The organism is Pseudomonas brassicacearum (assembly GCF_000585995.1).
Taxonomy (GTDB): Bacteria; Pseudomonadota; Gammaproteobacteria; order Pseudomonadales; family Pseudomonadaceae; genus Aquipseudomonas; species Aquipseudomonas brassicacearum_A.
The window spans coordinates 3190519-3208115 of the sequence record NZ_CP007410.1 but is presented as its reverse complement, the minus strand read 5'-3'; the positions used below and the strand labels follow the sequence as shown (position 1 = coordinate 3208115).

Sequence of the window (17597 nt, the reverse complement as noted above, 5' to 3'; positions counted from 1 at the left end):
TCCTTATCGATTAACGTTGTTCGAGGGCAACGGACGGCGCCTCGGGAGCCCGTTCGGGCACGGGGAAACGCCAGGCGCCAGGCAAGGCCAGCAGGATCAGGACCCCGGTGGCGATAAACACTTCGCTGATGGCCCCGGAGATATGCAGCGCAGAGGTGGATCCGGTACCCAGGCGCATTTCCAGCCAAAGCGCAGCGATCACGATGGCCAACGACGAGATGAGACGCCGGGAGATGTTGTTCATGGCCGCGCCCTGGGTGACCATCGGTTCCGGCAAGGCATTGAGGCCGGCGGTGGTGACCGGCATGTAGGAAAGCCCCAGCCCGGCGCCGCGCACCATCATCAGCACGAACACCGTGGTGAGAGTGGTCTGTGGCGTGAGCATGCCCAGGGTCAGGGTCGCCCCTCCGGTCAACAGGAGGCCCACCGACACCACGGCCCGCGGCCCGTACTGGTCCAGCCATTTGCCGCCCATGTGGCCGAACAGGCTGGCGAACACCGCGGTACACAGCAGCGCCAGGCCGGTGTAGATGGCGCTGTAGCCCAACACCATTTGCACCAGCAGCGGCACCAACACCAAGCACTCGAACATGCCCACCGATTGCACCACGGCGATGATCACGCTCAAGCGATAGCCGCGCAGGGCGAAAATCCGCAGGTTGAGCAGCGGTGCCGGGCGGCTCAGTTCCACACGCACAAACGCGATCAGGCACAGCACGCCGGCGACCAGCATGGCGAGGTTGAACGGATCGACCAGGCCGCCGGCGTGATGCAGGCGACTGGTGGCGACCATCAACAAGCCAATGCCCGAAGCGATCAGCAGATACCCGGCAAAGTCGAATGGCTTGCGTTCGGGCGGTTCCGACGCCGGCAACACGCCGAACCCCAGCACCAAGGCCAGCAGGCCAATGGGCACGTTTATCAGGAACAGCGAGCGCCAACTGAACCACTCCAGCAGCAGGCTGCCGCACAACGGCCCCACCGCCGGGGCGAGCATCACCGCGGCGCCCCACAACCCCGTCACCCGGCCCCGCTCGTCCTTGGCATACACCGAGAAAATGATCGCCAACGACAGCGGAATCATCAGGCCGCTGGCAATGCCCTGGATCACCCGCGCCGCAATCACCACGGCGATGGAGTCGGCCAGGGCGCCCAACAGCGAGCCGCCGATGAACACGGCGACGCCCCACAGATACAAGCGTTTGCGCCCGATCCGCTGACTGAGGAAACTGGTCAGTGGCATGGTCATGCCCATCGCGGTCATGAAACCCGCGACGATCCAGGTCGCCATCAGCGGACCAATGGCGAACGCACTCATGAATGCCGGCAACGCCGGGTTGAGGGAACTGTTGTTCAGGCTGACCGTGAGCGTGCCCAGCAGGACGTTGATCACCACCCAGTGACGTTGCACTTTCACAACAAAGCACCGGGCGCCGTGGCGCTGACAAAGTGCTGCAGCGGCCGCGGATGACACAGAAAGTCGGCGTGGGAGATGTTGTAGCCATAGGCGCCGGCCATCGGCAGCACCAACAGGTCGCCCACCTCGACGCCTTGCAATTGGCAACCACGGCTCAACACATCCTTGGGTGTGCACAGCTGGCCGACGACGGTCCAGGTTTTCGCGGTGTCCGGCTGCGGCTTGCGTCGGCGCGGCAGATGAATGACTGGATGATCGTGACTCTGGGCCGCCGGCAGGCGGAACTGGTGGGTACCGCCCCGGCAGACCAGGAAGTGCTCGCCGTGGCTGGTCTTGGCGTCCAGCACTTCGATCACGTAGTAGCCACAGAACGCACTGATGAAACGCCCCGGCTCGAAACGCACCACTGGCGGTTGTTCATGGGCGGCCAGGGATTGGCCCAGGTGCCGGCACAAACGCTGCCAGTCAAACCGTTGCCCGGTGAGGTAGTCGACACCGATGCCGCCGCCGACATTCAAGTGCGTCGGTTGCTCGGTCCCGGTCGCCAGTGCCTTCCACTCGGCCCAGCGTTGCAGGTAGAAATCCAGCAGTTGTTCGTGCCGCTCCACCGAGTTCTGGTGGGACATCGCGTGCACATGAAAGCCCTTGAGGGTCAAGTGACTGAACGCCTGCACCCGCCGAACCGCTTCGGGCAACTCCGACTCGTCAATGCCGAACGGCGTCGCCGTGCCGGCCATCGCCAGTTTGCTGGACAAGGTGGATGGCAATTGGGGGTTGATGCGGATGAAGACCGGTTGGACGCGGCCGGCCTGTTGCGCCAGGCGCTGCAAGCGGTCGATCTCACTAAGGCTTTCCAGGTGAATGGCCTCCACCTGATGCGCCAGGGCGGCGCGCAGGTCGGAATCGAGCTTGCCCGGACCGGAAAACACGTAGGGTTTACGCGTAGGACAGGCCACGACCCGGTCGATTTCGCCGCCGGAGGAAATCTCGAATCCACTGACCAGCGGCGCCAGCGCCTCGAGCATCGGCGCTTCACTGTTGGCCTTGATCGCGTAATACAACTCCACACCCGCGGGCAGCGCGGCCATGACCTCGCCGACGTGCCGGGTCAGTGCGTCCAGGTCGTAGACGAACAGCGCCAGCGGATCTTCGCTATGACGGCGCGCGCCGTCGATGGCAGCCATCACGGTTTCGGGCAGGTTAGGCATAACGCGTCTCCTCGCCCCAAGGCGAACGTAGGTTGACGTAGCCGGCCTGACGGTCGGCCTTGGCGGCCAGGCGTACCTTCAGGTTGGTCTTGCAGGCGATGGATTCCCCGGCGATCAGCGCGTCCAGTTCCGGCGCGGGGCGCACCAGTTCTTCACGGATGCTGCGCAGTTGCTGCTCCACCCGTTGCCACATCAGCGGCGCCAGGTGCGGACGTTCCCAGCTCAGGGCCAACACCGCTTCGCAGAGGTTATTGATCAGCAGGCAATAACTGATCCGGCTCCAACCTTGTTCGCGGGTGTAGAGCAACGATTGACGCACGCGAGGATGCAGGCCGACATCGATGGTGGACATGCCCAGTTCCTCGGTGAGCTTGACCCCTTCGAAATCCCGCAGCAGCAATTGCTGTGGCTGGCCGTTGTCATGGATCAGCACGCTGTTTTGCAGGTGCGGCTCCATCACCACGCCATGGTTGAAGAACAGCGCCAGCACCGGGCGCAGCAACAGTGCCTGGTAGCGGTCAAACCAGTCCAGCAACTGCTCGTCCTCCAGCGCCTGGCCGTTGAAAACTTGCAGGAATTCATGGACCAACGGCTGGGAGTGAACGTCCCGGGCGAAGAGCGTACCGGCCATCACGCTGACGTCGGCGCCGGAGCGGCGACAGAAGTTTTCCCGCAGGATGGCGCCGGTCTGCTCGCGGAACCAATGGCCGTCGGCTTCGCTGGCCTGTTTCGGCGCCCAGCTCACTGAGCCCGGCTCGGCCACGGTGGACAGGCCGCCCAGTGTTTCAGGTTGGGTCTGCTGCAAGCGCTGGAACAGCTGGTCGATGATCAAGGTGCTTTCCAGCTCGTACCAGGCGTTCTTGCGCACGCAATTGGTGATGCGTACGTTCAGCGACCCCTTGATGAAATAGTCATGGCCCTCGATGTACCAGGTGCGCATGGACGCCGTTGGGCTGGCAAGTGCGCCGGTGGGGCCCAGGTCCCGTAGTTCGCCCCGCTCCAGCAATTGTTGCACCCGACGGTCCTGCACGAACAACTGCGCCTGGACCGGGTGCAGGCAGATGATCGCCCTGCCCGGCGCCGCTCGGCCTTGATCGGCGAACCCGGCCAGCACTTGCTCGTCGGTCAAGCCATTGGCGGTGATGCGCAGTCCTTCGCGCGGCACTTCGAACAGATGCAACGCCGTGCGTGCCTGGAATTCCGGGGCATAGGTTTCCTGGGCCAGATCAGCCGGCCAGAGGCGCGCCTTGGGCGCCGGATGGTTAGGATGACCGAACCACAGGCCTTGTTCGCTGGCCAGGTAATTGCTCAAGGGCGCGGGACCTTCGCCATCCATGTTGTGGGCGACGATGGCGGCGGTCAGGGACTGGCTTTGCAGCACTTGGTCCAGCAGCTCATCGTTGCTGGCGCGGGTCATGTGCTCGCAGGCGCTGAGCAGTTGCGCGACGAATTCAGGGAAGGCCAGGCTGCACCACGGCGCATCGCCCTGACGTGCATACACATCGGACAGATAGCGATGGCTGCCGAGGCGGTCGCGCCGATCCACCATCACGAAGAATTGTTGGCCGTTGGGCAAGCCGATGGTCAACGGAATACCCTTGCATTGCAGCCCCTCCAGGTAACTTCCTGGCGCGATGCCGCTCATCTCTTGCGGCCAGTTATAACGCAGGCAATTTTCAGGCAGTGCAAACTCTTTGATCAGGCAATTGAGCAAGGCGCGCGTGCTTGCCAACTCGCTGACTCGATTGGATAAAACGGTACGATCGGGATATTGCATAGTTGCTCCTCGTAACCAGTGGGTTACGGATGACTTCATGTCTGGGCAAGTTCAAATAGCATTCAGCGAAACAATAGATGCCCATCTTCCCAATACCGGGAAATGTTTAGCGCTGTTTATCAAGTGACTGATATGACTTACATGGTCATGCCCATGTTCGGGCAGTTCTTTTAACCGCGCTCCTGCAAGAGCGCCGTCGTCATGGCCTTTTCAAATCGGTCGATCACGAGGGCGCATTGCTCATCATCGATAATCAACGGCGGTAAGAGCCGGATCACGTTGCCCTGGCGTCCGCCTCGTTCCAGCAGCAATCCATGATTGAAGCAGTGTTTCTGAATGGCTACCGCCAGGGTCGGATCCCCCGGGAAACTGTTCAGGCGATCGGGGGCCTGGCGCTCGTCGACGATTTCGATGCCCAGCATCAGCCCGCGGCCACGCACCTGGCCGAGGGCCGGGAAGCGGTGCTGCAACTGTATCAGCTGGGTCTTGAGCCACTGCCCGCGGCGCTCGGCCTGGGCTGGAAGGTTTTGTTGCTGCAAGGCGTTGAGCGTCGCCAAGCCCGTGGCCATGGCCATCTGGTTGCCACGAAAGGTCCCGGTGTGGGCGCCTGGCTCCCAGGCGTCGAACTGACGCTTGATGCCCAGCAATGCCAGCGGCAGCCCACCCCCAACGGCTTTGGACATGACGATAATGTCCGGTTCGATCCCCGCATGCTCGAAGGCGAACATCTTGCCCGTGCGACCAAAACCGGCCTGGACTTCATCGACAATCAGCACGATGCCATACCGTTGGGTGACCTCGCGGATGCGGCGCAACCATTGGGCTGGCGCGCAGTTGACGCCGCCCTCGCCTTGCACCGCTTCCAGAATCACCGCAGCAGGCAGCGAGACGCCGCTTTCCACATCTTCGATGAACTGGGTGAAATAATGAGCCAGCGCTTCGATACCAGCCTCTCCGCCGATGCCCAGCGGGCAGCGGTATTCGTGGGGATACGGCATGAACTGCACGCCTGGCATCAAGGACGCCACGGCATTCTTCGGCCCCGTATTACCGGTCACCGCCAAGGCGCCGTGGGTCATGCCGTGGTAGCCACCACTGAAGCTGATGATGTTGCTGCGCCCGGTGACGGTCTTGGCCAACTTGAGTGCTGCCTCGACGGCATCCGCCCCGGAAGGGCCGCAGAATTGCAGGCAATAGTCACGCCCCTGCCCCGGCAGCAGGCTCAACAGTTTTTCGCTGAAGGCGTCCTTCTGCGGCGTGGTGAGGTCCAAGGTGTGCATGGGCATGCCCGAGGCCATGAAGTGATCGATGCTGGCGACGATGTCTTCATGGTTATGCCCCAAGGCCAGGGTGCCAGCACCGGCCAGGCAGTCGAGGTAGGTCTTGCCTTCCACGTCCGTCACCCACATGCCGCGCGCCTTGGCGATGGCCAGGGGCAACTTGCGCGGATAACTGCGGACATTGGATTCGAACCGGCCTTGACGGCTTAGATAATGAGCATTGTCTTTCTGCAAAGCATCTATGCGCAAAACACTTTCATTCAGCATGAGTATCAACCCTGATAAGTCCCGACATGCAAACTATTATCATTCACGAATTACTGCAACAAGTAATCGCAAATAAAATCATGCCTGTGATCGAGTCGATACTTTAAGAATAAGCGCGCAGGAAAAGTTCACCGGATTAAATCGGATCAATGAAAAAAACAGATCGAAAGAGGCGCTTTGATATCAGCGCAAGACGGTGTTATTGACTAACTTTTATATCGAATTGTTGACTCCGTTAATTGCAAAGTAACATCAGTTAATATCAATACGACAGTGTCATTCATAATAAACAGCTCCTTCCATGGAGCTGACTGTTGATTTAAAAATCGACGGTAGCCGACAGAAGGTAGGTGCGCGGTGTTGCCAGGGTCAAGCCAGGTTCGCTGTCATCCGAGGCCCCGGCCGAACTCCAGTAGCGCTTGTCCGCCACGTTCTCGATATTGGCACGCAGGGTGATGTTCTTTTCGTCGACCTTGAATGCGTAGCGTGCACCCACATCGAAGCGCTCCCAGGAGTCGATTTCCTTGGTGTTTGACTGATCCAGGTACTGTGAACTGGAATAGATACCCCGGCTGGTCAGCGTCAGACCTTGTACGGTAGGCACGTCCCATTCAGCGCCCAGGTTGACGTTGTATTTCGGCGTGGCGGGCGCCCGGTTTCCGTCGAAGGTACCGTTGGTGGTATTGGTCAGCTTGCTGTCGATGTACATCACACCGCCGAGCAAGCGGGTACCTTTGACGGGTTCACCAAATACGCTCAGTTCAACACCGGTGTTTTCACGTTTGCCGTTCGGACCGAAGACGCGCCTCGCGGGGTTTGTCTCGTCGATCGCATAGGCGGGCTGCTTGATCCGGAACAGGGCGGCAGTCAATGCGAACGCCCCCGCGTCATATTTGGCACCGACCTCGACCGAACGACTGATGAACGGTGGGAAAATTTCGTCCGCATTTATCGTATTCGTTGGCGCGATCTTGCCCTGGCTCAGGCCTTCCATGTAGTTGGCATAGAGGGACAGTTTATCGGTGGCCTTGAACAGGATGCCGCCCGACGGCGAAACCTTTTCGTCGTCGTAGGCGGTCTTGCCTTTGATGTCATTCGTCCAGTCGTCAACCTTAACCCGCTGCCAGCGGGCGCCGAGGGTTAGCAGCAGTCGGTCATCGAAGAACCCCAGCGTGTCGGACAACGCCACGCCGCTGAAACGGTTCTCGGTGTAGACCTTGTTATCTTGTCGCGTGGGGGTGACAGGGGTCGGTGTGACTACCGGGTCATATAGATTGCTTGGTGACGAGGCGTAGCGAGCGCCGCCATTCTCGAAGTCCATGTAGAAATAGCTGGCGGCCAGATTGACCTCATGGCTGACCGGGCCGGTATGGAACCAATTGCGCACCCCGGCATTGGCCGTGCGGACATTCTCATCACGGGTAAAGTCTCGGGGTTGAACGCTGAAATCCCCAGCCTCGTTGAGAACCGAAACGGCATGCCGAAGGAATTCATGATTGCTTTTACGCGCCCCCACGCCGCCGTACAGCATGACGGAGTCGTTGACATCGAACTCCGCATTTACCGTGCCGAAGGTATCCTTGGTGCGCGCCTTGCTCCAACGCTGCGCGTAGTTGCGATCGACATCGCTGGCATGCGGCACTGGCGCGGCAGCGGCAACCTGGACGCGCTCTTGCGGTGCATCGGTATCTCGTTCGGTACGCCCGATGTCCGTCGAGAGGCGCAGGCGCTCACCGCGGAAATCCAGGCCCAGCACGGCCATCTCGCGGTCCACGCTCTGGTGATCCCATTCGGTATCGCCAGATTGTTTCACGCCGTTGAAGCGAATTCCGAACTTGTTATCCTCACCAAAACGCCGGCCCACATCCACGGCACCACCGAGCTGGTTGTTGGACGCATAGCTCCCCGTGAACGAGGTGATCGGCTTGTCAGTCGCGCGCTTGGGCACCACGTTGATCCCGCCACCCACACTGCCCCGCGGCGAAATGCCATTGATGAGCTGGCTCGGCCCCTTGAGGATGTCGACCCGTTCGGCCATCTCCATGTCGATCGTGTAGGTGGGCAGGACGCCATAGAGACCGTTGTAGGCGACATCACTGTTGAACAGGCTCAACCCGCGAATAGTGAATTGCTCATAACGCCCGCCTGCCGGGTTGGTGGCGCGAACGGAAGGGTCGCTGGCGATCAGGTCGCCCAAGGTGCGGGCCTGCTGGTTCTTGACCGCCTCGCTGGTGTAGGTGGTCATGCTGAACGGCGTTTCCATGAAATCGCGCGAGCCCAGCAGACCTTGGGAGCCGCGGCGAGCAACCTGGCCGCCGGCAAACGCCTCGACGTCTGTCGAGGCAGTGGCGCCAAGAATCGAGGTCGGGGCCAATTGCAGGCTGCCGCCTTCTGGTGCGGGGGTCAGGATGAACGCCTGTTCGCCCACCGGCTGCAGCTGCAGGCCAGAGCCCTGCAACAGCCGGGCAAAGCCCTCCTCCACCCCATATTCACCCGACAGCCCGGCACTGTTGCGGCCGCTGACCAGGGCCGGATCTACCGACAGGTTGACGCCCGCCAGCCCGGCGAACCGGGTCAGTGCCGCACTCAGGCTGCCAGCCGGCACCTGATAGCTACGTCGGGCAGCGTCTTCGGCCTGGCTGGAGGAGATGAAGAATGGACTGGCGCTCAGGCTCAGCATGAGACTCAGGTTCAACAGCGGACGCCAGCCGGCGATGGCCGGGCGAAAACGCAAAGGTACTACTGCGGACATTAGAAGGAGCTCTCATTTTTGTTCAGTTGCCTTGAATGACAAGCGAGACAAAAAAAGGGGACACGTTTCACGCCATATTTTTGCGAGGCGATAACGTGACCCAATAGCGGGTGCGTGTCTGCACGTCCAGCGGCAGGCTGACCGCGAGCAACGCGAGGATTCGATCGGTGTTTTCCAGGCGAAAGCTGCCGGTGACGCGAAGGGATTCCAGGGCTGCGTCCCAGCGCAGCACGCCCGGGCGATAGCGGTCCAGTTCGCGAAGAAAGTCCCCCAATGGCTGGTTCTGCGCCACCAGTACCCCATCACGCCACCCCAGTTGCGCCACGTCAAAGGCGTCCACGGGCCCAGCCCCCGCTGCCTGGAGGCTGACTTGCTGGCCTTGCTCCAGCCTCAGCAGCGGCCCGTGCAGCGGCTGCAACTGCACCGAGCCACTGACCACCGACACCCGGCAGTTGCGCTCACTCAAGCGCACACAGACTTCACCACGGTTGACCGTGATCAGCCCATAGGGCGCCTGGATGGCCAATGGCGTGGCGCCTGCGACCTTGAGGGCCAGCTCGCCTTGCAGCAAGACCAGTCGCCGCGCCTTGAGGTCCAGATCCACGGCGCTGTCAGTGTTCAACTGTAGAGTGCTGCCATCGATCAGCGACCACCGCCGCTGTTCGCCGGTGCCGGTGTGCAGGTCGGCGCGCCAGGCTTCCAGTGGCAGTTCTCGCCCCAACAGCCAGGCGGCCGGCACCGCCGCGGCCACACCCAATGCGCGCTTGAGCACGACGCGCCGAGCCATTGCCGGGCGGTCCAGCGTTGCCATGCCCAGGGACGGCGGCACCCCGGCAAAACGCTGACGTAGTCGCTGGGCTTTTTGCCAGGCGGCCTCGTGCTGGGCGCTGCTTTCGCGCCATTGTTGCAGGCCGGCGAAGTCGAATTCGTCCCCGCTGAATTCCATCATGGCCAGCCAACGAGCAGCCGCCCGGGCAACTTCACGGGCTTCGGGCGAAGGGGCCGGGCGAATCAAAACTCCACCAGCAGGCAATGTTCATACGCCTGGGCCATGTAGCGCTTGATGGTGCGGTCGGACACCTGCAGGCGTTCGGCAATTTCACGGTAGCCCAGGCCTTCAAGCTGGCTCCACAAAAAAGCCCGCCGCACCAGGGGCGGCAGGCCATCAAGCAGTTCATCCAGGGCTTGCAGGGTTTCCAGCAACAACCAGCGCTGTTCCGGAGACGGCACGCTGTCTTCGGGCAGGCTCGCCAGGGCGTCGAGATACGCCTGCTCCAGGTTACGTCGGGTGTAGAAATTGCTCAGCAGCCGCTTGCCGACCGTCAGCAGATAGGCACGGGGCTCGTGCAAATCGGTCAACGGCTGGGAGCTGGCCAGCACTCGTAGAAAAGTATCCTGGCGCAAATCCGCCGCATCCCAGGCGTTGCCCATGCGCCGTCTCAACCAGCCTTCCAGCCAACCGCCGTGGTCACGGTACAGCGCGTGTAGGGAATGCTCCGTCGGCGTAGCTGCGTCAAACATGTCAAGAGGCCCTGCGCAAGGAATGTCTCAAATGAGACTGATTCTAATTAATGTTCGCAGGCGAATCCAAGCTATTTATGCAGGAAAGTGTAAATACGGTGGTGGCCTTATGGCTTTGGGCTCGACTCGAGAGGGGCTGCTGCACAGCCAGCGCGAGCAAGCCCTCTCGCCACTGGGTTCGATATCAGTGACTGGCGTGCAGTGTCTTTGGCACCTCAGGCATCGCCGATGAGTGATGGTTGATGATCTTCCACTGCCCGTCGAGGCGCTCATAGAGGAAGGTGTAGCGTGCCTGGACGTCCCGCTTGGAACCGTCGGCATCGGTCAGCGTGAAGGTATAGACACCGCTGTCCATCGCCGCGTCGGGCCCCAAGTGGCGGATCTCCCGGTAGTTGATTTGTCCAACTGGCTTCGCCGCCAGGAAGTGCTGGAAATAATCCTGGATCTGCTCCGGCGTACTGCGCACCTTGTTGGAAACGGTCGGTTGCAAAATTGCATCCGGGGCGTACAGGTTCGTCACCGCGCTGGCACTGCCGGTTTTCAGCGCCGCATTCCAGCGGTCGAACAGTGCGGCAATCTCGCGGTCATTCACGTTCGCTGGCTGTTCGGCCACGGTGCGATACACGTAAGGCGTGGCGTCAACTGCATGGACAAGCGGCGCAGTCAGCAAGAAAAAAGCAGCAATGGCGCAGGTTTTCATTTTCATCGAAGCGTTCCTTTGGGTTTCAATGAGGTCACTTTGCCGGCTCGTGCAGCCTTCGCCATCGGCCAACCGGTGCCGATCGCCTATGCCATTCGGCAGATAGGCCCGGTGTCGATGACACGTTCTAATGACGCCACCACGAACCAGACCGGTCCCCTCTTACGCTGGAGCCTCACCATGCAAAGCCCACCCCACGACCCCGGCAGTGCCCTGGCCATTCGCAGCCAGTATCGCCAGTCGCAAAGCCGAGCCGCGCGCCTGCGCTTGCTGTTGGGCACGGGCCATGAACTGACGCAGTTGCCACTGTCGGCGATGCGTCAGCGCGCGGTGCAACGGGCGTGCGCGTTCATGGCCATGGACCATGGCCTGCTGCTGGAGTGGGCGGCAGACACAACCCTGCGCACCATTGCCAGCCACGGTAACCGCGAACGGCTCGATCTGCTCGCCAGCCTGGCCCAGCCGTCGGCGCCCGAACCGCAATGGCTGGAGTATCCCCACAGCGCCCTGCCCCAGGTCTTGCGCGTGCCATTGCGTGGCTCCGACGGCGTGGTGTTCGGGGCTTTACTGCTGGGCAACAGCGTGGCCCTGGGAGCGCCGGACAACGAGGACATCGAGTCGCTGCAACTGTTGGCGACCCTGCTGGCGGCGCATCTGGAGAACAGTCGCCTGCTCGAAGCGCTGCAGGCCCGTGAGCGCACCATGTCCGAGCTGGTCCATCGACTGTTCAGCGCCCAGGAAGACGAGCGCAAACGCGTGGCCTATGACCTGCACGATGGCCTGGCACAGAACCTCGCCGGCCTGCATCAGCGCCTACAAGGTTTCGCCGGCCGCTGCCCGCCTCTCCCACCTGAACTGGCGAACGAGTTGCAGACCATCCTCACCCTCGCCCGGGGCTGTGTCGGCGAAGGCCGGCAACTGATCGGCGGCCTGCGTCCCCATGCGCTGGATGATTTCGGCCTCTACAAAGCCGTCGACAAGGAAGCCGATCGCCTGCGTGACGCGGGCCTGACGGTGGAGTGGGCCGAGCACAGTGCCGCTCGTCTGCCGGGCAACGTGGAAATTGCCCTGTTCCGCATTGCCCAGGAAGGCATCAACAACATCCTCAAACACGCCCGCGCCAGCCATGTGCGCCTGGAACTGGCCGTCAGCGACGAGCACGTCTCGCTGCGAGTGGAAGACGACGGCCGTGGCTTTGCCTTGGAACAACCCATCGAGACCAATGGCACCTGCCACCTGGGATTGGCCGCCATGCAGGAACGTGCCAGCCTGCTGGGTGGCCACCTGGCCTGTGCCAGCGAGCCCGAGGGCGGCACCCGATTGCTGGCCAGCGTGCCCCTGCCCACCCACGGAGCACACCCATGACGCCTCCCTTGCGCCTACTGCTGGCTGATGATCACGAAGTCACCCGCACTGGGTTTATCAGCATGCTGGCCGGCAGCCCGGGGTTCGAAGTCGTCGGCCAGGCCCGCGATGGCCAGGAAGCCCTCGATCTCTGCGAGCGGCTGAAGCCGGACATCGCGATTCTCGACATTCGCATGCCGGTGCTCAACGGCCTGGGGGCGGCGCGCATCCTGCAACAGCGCCAGCCTGGGATCAAAGTGGTGATCTTCACCATGGATGACAGCCCCGACCACCTGGAGGCCGCCATCGGCGCAGGCGCTGTCGGTTATCTGCTCAAGGATGCCAGCCGCGATGAAGTGCTGGATGCGCTCAAACGGGTCGCCCGAGGCGAAGAGGCGTTGAACAGTTCGGTCAGCGCGCGCCTGTTGCGGCGTATGGCCGAGCGCGGCGCCAGTGGCGAAAGCCCGGTCCAGGCCCTGACAGCGCGAGAACGGCAGGTCCTGGGGCTGGTTGCCGGCGGCTTCAGCAACCGTGAAATCGGCGAAAAACTTGGTATCGCCCCCGGTACCGCCAAGGCCCACGTGGAACGGGTCATCGGCAAGCTGGGTGCCGCGGACCGGACCCAGGCGGCCGTGCGCGGTGTTGCCCTGGGGTTGGTGGCGCAACCCAGCAGGCAATGGCCATGAGGTTCCTCGCCGCTCGCCGCTGGGCCGACCTGCCGTTGCGGGGCAAGGCGCTGGTGGTGATTTCCCTGCCGCTGGTGGTCTTGCTGCTGTCGCTGGTGCTGATCTACATCACCGAACGCCAGACCGCTCGGGCCGAAGAAGACGTGCGTCGGGTACTGCTGGTCCAGGGCGATATCCAGACGGTCCATACCCTGTTGGCCGAAGCTGCGGCTAGCGTACGCGGTTATCTGCTGACCCGCCGCGAAGACTTCCTGCCCAGCTACGAACAGGCCACGCCGCTGATCCAGGCCGCGCTGCAACGGCTGGACCACAACATCCGCGACGCCCGGATGCGCGAGTACCTCAAGACCATCACCCCATTGATCGCCGACAAACTCGACGGGCTGATCGCCTTGCGCAGCGCCAAGGGTGAGGACACCGAGGCCATTACCGCGATCCTGATCGAAAACAAACAGGTGCTGGATGTACTGCGCGAGCAGATCAGCGCCATGCGGGTTCGCGAGGATGCCTTGCTCGCCGAACGTAGCGCCGCCGCCTCGGCCACGCGCATGCGGCTGTTGTTCGCCACCTTGCTGGCGGCGGTCTGCGGACTGTTCGGGGCCATTGTCGCCGTGCTGTTCCTGTCCAAGGGCATTGTCGCCCGGGTCCAGCAGGTGCAAGGCAACGCCCAGCGCCTGGCATTGGGTCAACCCTTGTTGCCGCAACCGCCGGAGCAAGACGAAATCGGCCAGCTGGGCACTCGCCTGGTGGAGGCCGGGCAACTGCTGGCCGAACGTGAGCGGGCCCTGCGCGATAACGAAGAGCGTTTGCGGCTGATCATCGATGGCGTGAAGGACTACGGGATTTTTGCACTGGATGCCCAGGGCTACGTGACCACCTGGAACGCCGGCGCCGAACGGATCAAGGGCTACACCGAGCAGGAAATCCTCGGTCGGCATTTTTCGTTGTTCTACCTGCCCGAAGAATGCCCCGCGCATCCGGACATGGCTCTGCGCGAGGCCACCCGCGACGGTCACTACATGGAAGAAGGCTGGCGCTGTCGCAAGGACGGCAGCCGCTTCTGGGCCAGCGTGGTCATCACCGCCCAATATGACAGTACCGGCGTCCTGCGCGGCTTTTCCAAGATCACCCGCGACATCACCGACCGCCGCGCCGCCGAGATTGCCCTGCGCACCGCCCGCGAAGAAGCGGAAAGCGCCAGTCGGGCCAAGAGTGAGTTTCTCTCGCGCATGAGTCACGAACTGCGCACGCCGCTGAATGCCATCCTCGGTTTCGCGCAACTGCTGGACATGGACTCCACGGCCGGCCAGCGTCCCCAGGTCGGCCACATCCTGCGCGCCGGCCAGCATTTGCTGGCGCTGATCAACGAGGTGCTGGACATCGCCCGGATCGAGGCCGGGCGCCTGCCGCTGAACATTGAACCGATCGCCCTCTCGACGGTGTTGCACGAGGCCCTGACCCTGGTTTCGCCCATGGCGGCCGATGCCGGGATTCATCTGGCCGAGCTGCCGCCGCTACCCGATGGCAGCGGTGTGCTCGCCGATCGCCAACGCCTGGTACAGGTGCTGCTCAACCTGTTGTCCAACGCCATCAAGTACAACCGGCCGGGGGGTGAGGTGCGCATTGCCGTCACCGTCCAGGCCCGCCAAGTGAGCATTGCCGTCAGCGATACCGGGCATGGCATTGCCCTCGAACAGCTGGATCAACTGTTCAAGCCCTTCGAACGCCTGGGCGCCGACCCCCAGGTCGAAGGCACCGGCCTGGGGCTGTCGTTGAGCAAGAGCCTGCTGGAAATGATGCAGGGGCACCTCGAGGTCCACAGTGAACCGGGACAGGGTTGCCGCTTTACCCTGCAACTACCGGGTGCCCAGGTGTCCAGCAGCCAGTTGCCGCCCGTTGCGACCCTGGCGGTGGCGCGCCCTCCGGTTGAATATCACGGCAAAGTGCTGTGCATCGAAGACAACCTGTCGAGCCTCGCATTGATCGAGACGCTGATGCAGCGTCGCCCCGGCATTCAGTTGTTGTCGAGCATGCAGGGCCAGATGGGCCTGGACCTGGCTCGCCAGCACGCGCCGCAACTGATCCTGCTGGACGTGACCCTGCCGGACCTGGACGGTCTGGAGGTCTTGCGGCGCCTGCGCCATTCCCCCGCCACCGCGTCGACGCCGGTGCTGATGATCACCGCCGATGCCAGCGACCTGACGCATCGCACCCTGCACGACGCCGGCGCCACGGCAATCCTGACCAAGCCTATCCATATCCAGGCCTTTCTAGGCCACCTCGAGCATTATTTACCGGAGCCCGCATGAATCGCGATTTGCGCATTCTGATCGTCGACGATCAGCGCCCCAACCTGGACCTGATGGAACAACTGTTGGCCCGCGAAGGGTTGCACAATGTGCTGAGCAGCACCGAGCCCCTGCGCACCCTAGATCTATTCAACAGCTTCGAACCGGACCTGGTCATCCTCGACCTGCACATGCCCGCGTTCGATGGCTTTGCCGTGCTGGAACAACTCAACCGGCGCATCCCGGCCAACGACTACCTGCCGATCCTTGTGCTCACCGCCGACGCCACCCGCGATACCCGTTTGCGTGCCCTGGCCCTCGGCGCCCGGGACTTCATCAGCAAGCCGCTGGATGCACTGGAAACCATGCTGCGGGTCTGGAACCTGCTGGAGACCCGGGCGCTCTATAAGGCGTTGCGCGAGTTGATTCCACCCCAACAGATCGAGCTGTTGCGTCAGCACCGGCCGGCGGTCGATCCGGTCTAGCCTGGCGGCAGGCATTGAGAGCGTCGAGTATGGACATCATCCAGCGAACATCGGCAACCGGTCTGCAAGCGTACATTCGCGGCGAGCGCCTGGCGACGTCCGGCGGTATCTCGTCGCAAGATGTCCTGGTCGAGATCTTTGTCCGCGAACGCACGGAAGAACGCGTCATCGTGCCCGCCGTGGCCGAACCGTTGCTCGTTTGGGTGTTGTCCGGAGAGGCCGTTGTCGAAGAGCGCGACGAACAGGAGGATTGGCTTTCGAGTTCGGTGCGGCGTGGCGATTTTTTCCTGACCGCGTCACCCGTGCCCTATGAAATGCGCTGGCAAACCAGCGGTACCGAGCCGTTCGTGGTCATGCACGTTTACCTGGGGTTACCGCTGCTGGAGCGCGCCATTGCCGAAACCGGTGGTGGCGCCGCGATCCGCTTGCGGGAAGTCTCGGGTGGACGGGATGACGTGCTTACGGCCCTGCTCGAACAGATTCGGTTGGAACTGACCCGGCGCGGTGAAACCAGCGCGTTGTTGATCCAGGGCGTGGCGCAATGCCTGGCGGTGCACCTGGCGCGCCATTATCGGGATGCCGAGGCCGATGACATGTCCGGGCGCAATGCCCTGCCCGCCTTCAAGCTCAAACGGGTTGTCCAGCTAATGGAACAACGGCTGGCCGATCACTTCAGCCTTGGCGACCTGGCGCAGGCCATCGGCATGAGCGAATACCACTTCAGCCGGCTGTTCAAACGCGCCACGGGGCGTTCGCCGTCGCAGTATTTCATCCAACTGAGGATGGCCAGGGCCCGGCAACTGCTGATCGAAACCGAGCGCAGCATCATCGATATCGGCCTGGAAGTCGGGTATGGCAGCGCCAGTCACTTCTCCCAGATATTTCGCCGCGAGGTGGGAGTTGCGCCGAGTCATTACCGCAGGTGAAGTGAACACAAACCCCGTGGCGAGGGTGCTTGCTCCCGCTGGGCTGCGAAGCAGACCCAATATAGAGCGCCTGCTGCGCAGTCGAGCGGGAGCAAGCTCCCTCGCCACAAAAGCTAATGCTGGTCAACCGCCTACCGCAACACTCATCCCTCCATCAGCCATGACCACCGAGCCCACCATGAAACTGGCGCGTTCCGAGGCCAGGAACGCGACGATTTCGGCAATTTCCGTGGGGGACGCCGCCCGGCCAATGGGCGCGGACTTGCCGTGCTCGGCCAGAAACCCCTGGCCATCTTCCATGAAGTGATCAAGCAGATGAGTGACCACATCACCGACGCCGATGGCATTGACCCGGATCCCGTGCTCGATAGCCTCCAGGGCCTGGGTCCGGGTCAACTGGGCCAGGGCCCCCTTGGAGGCGGTGTAGGCCGCGATGCCTGGGAAAGCAAAATAGGACGCATAGGAGGCGATGTTCACGATCGCGCCCGACTGCTGTTTCAGCATCGCTTTCATGGCTTCGCGTGAATGCAGGAAGGCGCCGGTCACGTTGGTTTCCATCTGCCAGTTCCAATCTTCGCGGGTCATTTCCACGAAGGGCTTGTAGAGGATTCGCCCGGCATTGTTCACCAGCACATCAAGCCGGCCAAAGCGCTCTTGCGCCAGCGCAACGGCGGCTTCAGCGCTGCCGTCCGCAGTGATGTCCGCCACGAACGGCACCAGGCCAGGTTGCTCCAGCGCGCTCACTTTTGGGTTGATGTCCTCGGCAATGACCTTGGCGCCGCGGGCATGGAACAACTCTGCGATTGCCCGGCCGATACCGCTGGCCGCACCGGTGACCAGTACCACCTTGCCGGCGATTTCGTTGGGGGTGGGGGTGAAGTCAGTCATGTCAGTTCTCCAAAAAAACGGGTTTGTTTTCGACGCCTCCACTGTCGTCGATCACGCA

At 62.4% G+C, this 17597-nt stretch carries 14 protein-coding genes; 5 read left to right on the top strand and 9 right to left on the bottom strand.

The features are described 5' to 3' along the window. Nucleotides 1-10: 10 nt before the first annotated feature. The 8 genes from CD58_RS13925 to CD58_RS13890 all read right to left on the bottom strand — a co-directional run bounded on the left by CD58_RS13925 (nt 11) and on the right by CD58_RS13890 (nt 10928). Complete coding sequence (locus CD58_RS13925) at nt 11-1417, bottom strand: DHA2 family efflux MFS transporter permease subunit (RefSeq protein ID WP_025213608.1); 1407 nt, start codon at nt 1415-1417, stop codon at nt 11-13. Continuing rightward, complete coding sequence (locus CD58_RS13920) at nt 1414-2625, bottom strand: type III PLP-dependent enzyme (RefSeq protein ID WP_025213607.1); 1212 nt, start codon at nt 2623-2625, stop codon at nt 1414-1416. The genes CD58_RS13925 and CD58_RS13920 overlap by 4 nt, the downstream gene beginning before the upstream one ends. Then, a complete protein-coding gene (locus CD58_RS13915) occupies nt 2618-4402 on the bottom strand; it encodes an IucA/IucC family protein (RefSeq protein ID WP_025213606.1) in 1785 nt (594 codons plus the stop codon). Before CD58_RS13915 ends, CD58_RS13920 begins: the two co-directional genes overlap by 8 nt. 170 nt (nt 4403-4572) lie before the next feature. Beyond that, nucleotides 4573-5949, bottom strand: coding sequence for a diaminobutyrate--2-oxoglutarate transaminase (locus CD58_RS13910; protein WP_025213605.1), 1377 nt, complete (start codon nt 5947-5949; stop codon nt 4573-4575). Nucleotides 5950-6268: 319 nt separating this feature from the next. Further along, nucleotides 6269-8701 (bottom strand): TonB-dependent receptor, encoded by a 2433-nt coding sequence (locus CD58_RS13905; RefSeq protein WP_025213604.1) that lies wholly within the window; start codon nt 8699-8701, stop codon nt 6269-6271. Between the two features lie 67 nt (nt 8702-8768). Further along, nucleotides 8769-9713: a FecR domain-containing protein gene (locus CD58_RS13900; RefSeq protein WP_038436810.1), complete on the bottom strand. Its 945-nt coding sequence runs from the start codon at nt 9711-9713 to the stop codon at nt 8769-8771. Then, entirely contained in the window at nt 9713-10222 is a 510-nt protein-coding gene (locus CD58_RS13895; protein WP_025213602.1) for a sigma-70 family RNA polymerase sigma factor, read from the bottom strand. The genes CD58_RS13900 and CD58_RS13895 overlap by 1 nt, the downstream gene beginning before the upstream one ends. A 184-nt stretch (nt 10223-10406) precedes the next feature. Then, nucleotides 10407-10928: an SgcJ/EcaC family oxidoreductase gene (locus CD58_RS13890; RefSeq protein ID WP_025213601.1), complete on the bottom strand. Its 522-nt coding sequence runs from the start codon at nt 10926-10928 to the stop codon at nt 10407-10409. Between the two features lie 174 nt (nt 10929-11102). Between CD58_RS13890 and CD58_RS13885 the strand changes: the two genes are divergently transcribed. Genes CD58_RS13885 through CD58_RS13865 form a run of 5 tightly spaced genes read left to right on the top strand, consistent with a single transcriptional unit; the run spans nt 11103 to nt 16651 of the window. Next, the gene (locus CD58_RS13885; RefSeq protein ID WP_025213600.1) at nt 11103-12287 is read left to right on the top strand and encodes a sensor histidine kinase; all 1185 of its coding nucleotides are present in this window, start codon (nt 11103-11105) and stop codon (nt 12285-12287) included. Continuing rightward, nucleotides 12284-12952, top strand: a complete 669-nt coding sequence (locus tag CD58_RS13880) for a response regulator (RefSeq protein WP_025213599.1) — start codon at nt 12284-12286, stop codon at nt 12950-12952. The genes CD58_RS13885 and CD58_RS13880 overlap by 4 nt, the downstream gene beginning before the upstream one ends. Next, complete coding sequence (locus CD58_RS13875; RefSeq protein ID WP_025213598.1) at nt 12949-15261, top strand: ATP-binding protein; 2313 nt, start codon at nt 12949-12951, stop codon at nt 15259-15261. The genes CD58_RS13880 and CD58_RS13875 overlap by 4 nt, the downstream gene beginning before the upstream one ends. Continuing rightward, the gene (locus tag CD58_RS13870) at nt 15258-15725 is read left to right on the top strand and encodes a response regulator (RefSeq protein WP_025213597.1); all 468 of its coding nucleotides are present in this window, start codon (nt 15258-15260) and stop codon (nt 15723-15725) included. The genes CD58_RS13875 and CD58_RS13870 overlap by 4 nt, the downstream gene beginning before the upstream one ends. Before the next feature lie 29 nt (nt 15726-15754). Then, on the top strand, nt 15755-16651 hold the full coding sequence (locus CD58_RS13865; protein ID WP_025213596.1) for a helix-turn-helix domain-containing protein: 897 nt from the start codon (nt 15755-15757) through the stop codon (nt 16649-16651). 123 nt (nt 16652-16774) lie between these two features. Here the strand turns inward: CD58_RS13865 and CD58_RS13860 are convergent, their stop codons facing one another. Further along, entirely contained in the window at nt 16775-17539 is a 765-nt protein-coding gene (locus tag CD58_RS13860) for an SDR family NAD(P)-dependent oxidoreductase (RefSeq protein ID WP_025213595.1), read from the bottom strand. Between the last annotated feature and the right edge of the window lie 58 nt (nt 17540-17597).

Excerpts from the sequence above, each read along its gene's own strand:
- CD58_RS13920 (WP_025213607.1), bottom strand. The coding sequence starts at position 2,625 with ATGCCTAACCTGCCCGAAACCGTGATGGCTGCCATCGACGGCGCGCGC.
- CD58_RS13915 (WP_025213606.1), bottom strand. The coding sequence starts at position 4,402 with ATGCAATATCCCGATCGTACCGTTTTATCCAATCGAGTCAGCGAGTTG.
- CD58_RS13910 (WP_025213605.1), bottom strand. The coding sequence starts at position 5,949 with ATGCTGAATGAAAGTGTTTTGCGCATAGATGCTTTGCAGAAAGACAAT.
- CD58_RS13905 (WP_025213604.1), bottom strand. The coding sequence starts at position 8,701 with ATGTCCGCAGTAGTACCTTTGCGTTTTCGCCCGGCCATCGCCGGCTGG.
- CD58_RS13895 (WP_025213602.1), bottom strand. The coding sequence starts at position 10,222 with ATGTTTGACGCAGCTACGCCGACGGAGCATTCCCTACACGCGCTGTAC.
- CD58_RS13890 (WP_025213601.1), bottom strand. The coding sequence starts at position 10,928 with ATGAAAATGAAAACCTGCGCCATTGCTGCTTTTTTCTTGCTGACTGCG.
- CD58_RS13885 (WP_025213600.1), top strand. The coding sequence starts at position 11,103 with ATGCAAAGCCCACCCCACGACCCCGGCAGTGCCCTGGCCATTCGCAGC.
- CD58_RS13880 (WP_025213599.1), top strand. The coding sequence starts at position 12,284 with ATGACGCCTCCCTTGCGCCTACTGCTGGCTGATGATCACGAAGTCACC.
- CD58_RS13875 (WP_025213598.1), top strand. The coding sequence starts at position 12,949 with ATGAGGTTCCTCGCCGCTCGCCGCTGGGCCGACCTGCCGTTGCGGGGC.
- CD58_RS13870 (WP_025213597.1), top strand. The coding sequence starts at position 15,258 with ATGAATCGCGATTTGCGCATTCTGATCGTCGACGATCAGCGCCCCAAC.
- CD58_RS13865 (WP_025213596.1), top strand. The coding sequence starts at position 15,755 with ATGGACATCATCCAGCGAACATCGGCAACCGGTCTGCAAGCGTACATT.
- CD58_RS13860 (WP_025213595.1), bottom strand. The coding sequence starts at position 17,539 with ATGACTGACTTCACCCCCACCCCCAACGAAATCGCCGGCAAGGTGGTA.